The organism is Acidithiobacillus sulfurivorans, from assembly GCF_018853815.1.
GTDB lineage: Bacteria > Pseudomonadota > Gammaproteobacteria > Acidithiobacillales > Acidithiobacillaceae > Acidithiobacillus > Acidithiobacillus sulfurivorans.
Window position 1 is genome coordinate 1 of record NZ_JAAOMP010000049.1, and the last position, 3,752, is coordinate 3,752.

Below are 3,752 nucleotides of genomic sequence, written 5' to 3' on the forward strand. Positions count from 1 at the left end.
CACCCGCAAAGCAGTTCGAGGAAGCTGCGCCGCGAGCGGGGCGGCACGGCCGCGAGAAAGTAGGAAATCCACTCTGAAAGGCGGAAGGTAACGAGACGCTGAAAGGACATGGCAGTGATTCCGAGAAGCCTAAAACGCTTCTCACTGGCCGACCCTTTTTTCCAAAGGGTCGGCCGCACGGCACTATCACCGTGTCAAGCACTTTCGTAGCAAAATAGAAAATAAAAACCCGGCGGAGCCGGGCTGAATGTCTAAACTAGAGTAGACAAATAAATATCAGTTTTAATCAGATTAAGGAGAGCGAAATGGCAACAACTGTAAGCAAAAGTCCTGAAACACGGGCAAAACGTATTTTTGGAGGATTGGTCAACAATCCTGTTCTTGAAGATTATTCTCTGCGCTATGCACCATCCGGATTTCGTAAATGGTCGGAGTATGGTGTGGCGATGGCTGCTCTGGGTAGTATTGCCTATATGGCTGATCTCGCTATCGGCGGCTCTTTGGCCATTCAGTATGGATTCACCAATGCCTTATGGGGAATTTTAACCGCTGCACTGATTATTTTTCTCACGGGAATACCCATTGCCTATTATTCATCCAAATATAATGTGGATGTCGATCTGCTGACCCGAGGTGCCGGTTTTGGGTATTTGGGCTCCACCATCACCTCCGTTATTTATGCTTCATTTACGTTTATATTTTTTGCCCTCGAAGGTTCGGTGATGTCTCAGGCCTTTACCCTCTTTTTAGGCATCCCCATAGCTCTGTCCTACATTATCTCCTCTCTGATCATTATCCCTTTGGTGTTGTTTGGAATGACGGTACTCTCGGTGGTCCAGAAATGGACGAATCCTATCTGGATCGGGCTGTTTGTCATCCCTATTGCTGCCATTCTGATCAAGGACCCCCAAACCGTCGCTTCTTGGGTACAATTTGCGGGCAAGTCTCCCAGCGGCGCGGGATTTAATCCCCTGCTATGGGGGAGTGCTGCCGGAATCGCACTTTCATTGATCGCTCAAATTGGTGAGCAGGCTGACTATTTACGCTTTATGCCCAAAATCAATCCGTTTAAAAAATGGAAATGGTGGTTTGCCGTCCTGGCCGCTGGCCCGGGTTGGGTGGTTCTGGGGGCAACCAAGCAGCTCATGGGTTCCTTTCTTTCTTCGATTGCCGCAACCCATGGTACGCCACTGGCGAATGCCAATGAGCCCATTCATATGTACATTGCGGGTTTTGGCTATGCTTTCCCAGCAGTTGCATTGATTCTGGCCGCCATCTTTATTTTTATGTCACAAATCAAAATTAATGTGACGAATGCCTACTCCGGCTCACTTTCCTGGTCGAATTTCTTTTCGCGCTTGACGCACCGCCATCCTGGGCGTGTCATTTATATTTTCCTGAATGTAGGTATTGCTCTTGCGCTGATGGAAAGTAATATGTTCTCGGTTTTGGGCACAATCCTAGGATTCTACTCAAATGTAGCTGTAGCTTGGATTGGCGCGATTGTGGCTGATCTGGTCATCAACAAACCACTGCTGAAGTTGAGTCCATCTTATATTGAATTCAAAAGAGCGCATCTCTACAACTTTAATCCGGTAGGCTTCGGAGCGATGGTGATTGCTTCCATTGTTTCTGTAGCTGCATTTTTTGGGGCATTTGGACCCTGGGGAGAGTCGTTCAGTGCCTTTATTGCGCTTTTCCTCGCTTTTAGTCTTTCACCTGTTATTGCGATTCTGACCAAAGGGAAATATTACATTGCCAGAGACCCGCATTATCACGCCGGCACACATCATGATGTGCTTAACTGTACGACCTGTGGATTTGAGTATGAAAAAGAAGATATGGCCTGTTGCCCAGCCCATGATGGTCCTATCTGTTCTTTATGCTGTTCATTAGATAAGGAGTGTCATGATATGTGTAAAACAGTCGGAAGCATAAAGGATGTTCCGGTGAAGTGTTCCTGAGTTAATTAATGGGTATGTTTAACTTAAGATGTAACATTTTATATGTTTAACATTCTCATACTGGGATAATTACGATGGGTTTACCTATAGAATGTGATATATTGCTTCATGCTGGAGTTGCGTTGTTAAATAATGACGCAGGTGATGCACTACGGAACGCTGCAATTGCTGTAAAAGATGGCTGTATCTTGGACATTGGATCTCACGACCTATTGGCCTCTCATTATTTGCCGCGTAGAACAATAGGATCAGATGATCACATCGCGATGCCCGGCTTGATTAACACACACAATCACACGATACTGGCACATGTAAGGGGACGAGTAGAAGATCTTGGTTTTGCACCAGCTTATATTGCCGGTGTTCCGCAAGGTGATGACCTATCACCCGAAGAAGCTTATTTACTTGCTCGACTCGGCGTCTTCGAGTTGTTGCGTTTTGGTACGACGACCTTGGTTGATTTTTATCGTCATCCGGAGGCGCTTGCTCGTGCCACGGCTGAAGCAGGGCTTCGGGGCTTTATAGGTGGACGAATCATGGATGCAGATATGTGTCAAATTAAGCACGGTAAACATTGCTACAACAGCTCCTTGGGTCAGAAAATGCTGGAAGAAACTGAAAATTTTATCGACAGATGGAAGGTGCGTAACGATCTAATAAATCCAGCAATCGGTTTCCATGCCGCCGACACTTGCTCAACCACTTTGTTGGCGAAAGTTGCTGCTTTAGCTCTGGAAACTGGGCTCAGCGTGCATACTCATTTACATCAATCACAACGTGAGTTGAAGGTTGTGCTAGAACGTGATGGCTGTCGACCAATTGAACTATTCAATCGACTCGGGATGCTAGGGCCACATCTGATAGCTGGTCATTGTATCTGGATGCAACCGGAAGATATAGATCAAATCGGATCCAGTGGAACTTCTGTTGCACATTCACCGATAGGCAACGCAACTCATGGTGCAATTGCTCCAGTCCTGTCAATGGAAGCAGCTGGGGCCCATATTACCCTTTGTACCGACAGCAAATCGGGTGATATGTTTGAAGCAATGCGATGTGCTGTACAAGTAGCGCGCATCGATGGGGCGGGATTTTCATTTGGAGCTGAACGGGTACTTAGATGGGCAACACAAGGCGGTGCGACTGCCCTAGGACTGAATAATGTTGGCTCTTTAATTAAAGGGTGGAAAGCAGATATTTTATTGTTGAATAGTATGATTCCCAATCTCCGGCCGCTCCATGGAGGGCCGGGATTGATTGTGTACAGCGCTAGTGGAGGCAATGTTGATTACGTAGTGGTAGATGGCAAGTTGGTACTTGACGCAGGTCAACCTTGCCATTTTGACCCTAAAGAGGTAATTCAAAGTGCTCAGCTTGTAGCTGAACGGCTTTGGGCAACCGCGAAATTTTCATAGGTTTAGGTTAGTGAGTGTGGTCAAGCCAGTTAATGGTCCTTTGGTCAAGTTTTTTGAGGGTCCATCCGGCGAGTGCTCTACCGTTTCAATCTATCATTCATATAGTTTGCCGTTACCCAGCACCTCGTGTACCTGATGCCAAACGCACTAATTTTGGAGCACCCCTCAAGGAGCCTGACCCTAGCAGCTTGTCGGACTTTCATTTTGCCTAAAATTATCGTATAATTACTTATGATTCAATGTGATGAGTGATTTTATGGCCCACTTCCTCGATACTGACCGCAAGACCGATTATCTTCTGCCCCCTTCCATGGACGACTGGCTCCCAGAAGGGCACCTGGCCCGCTTTATTGTGGAAGTTATTGATCAGCTC

General features: G+C 46.7%; 2 protein-coding genes. Both read left to right on the plus strand.

The features are described from left to right. Positions 1 to 305: 305 nt before the first annotated feature. Positions 306 to 1,964, plus strand: a complete 1,659-nt coding sequence (locus tag HAP95_RS05200; protein ID WP_215883255.1) for a purine-cytosine permease family protein — start codon at positions 306 to 308, stop codon at positions 1,962 to 1,964. Between the two features lie 74 nt (positions 1,965 to 2,038). Beyond that, positions 2,039 to 3,379 carry an amidohydrolase family protein gene (locus tag HAP95_RS05205; protein ID WP_215883256.1) on the plus strand — a complete coding sequence of 447 codons (1,341 nt, stop codon included), beginning with the start codon at positions 2,039 to 2,041 and terminating at the stop codon, positions 3,377 to 3,379. The last annotated feature ends 373 nt before the right edge of the window (positions 3,380 to 3,752 follow it).

Excerpts from the sequence above, each read along its gene's own strand:
- HAP95_RS05200 (WP_215883255.1), top strand. The coding sequence starts at position 306 with ATGGCAACAACTGTAAGCAAAAGTCCTGAAACACGGGCAAAACGTATT.
- HAP95_RS05205 (WP_215883256.1), top strand. The coding sequence starts at position 2,039 with ATGGGTTTACCTATAGAATGTGATATATTGCTTCATGCTGGAGTTGCG.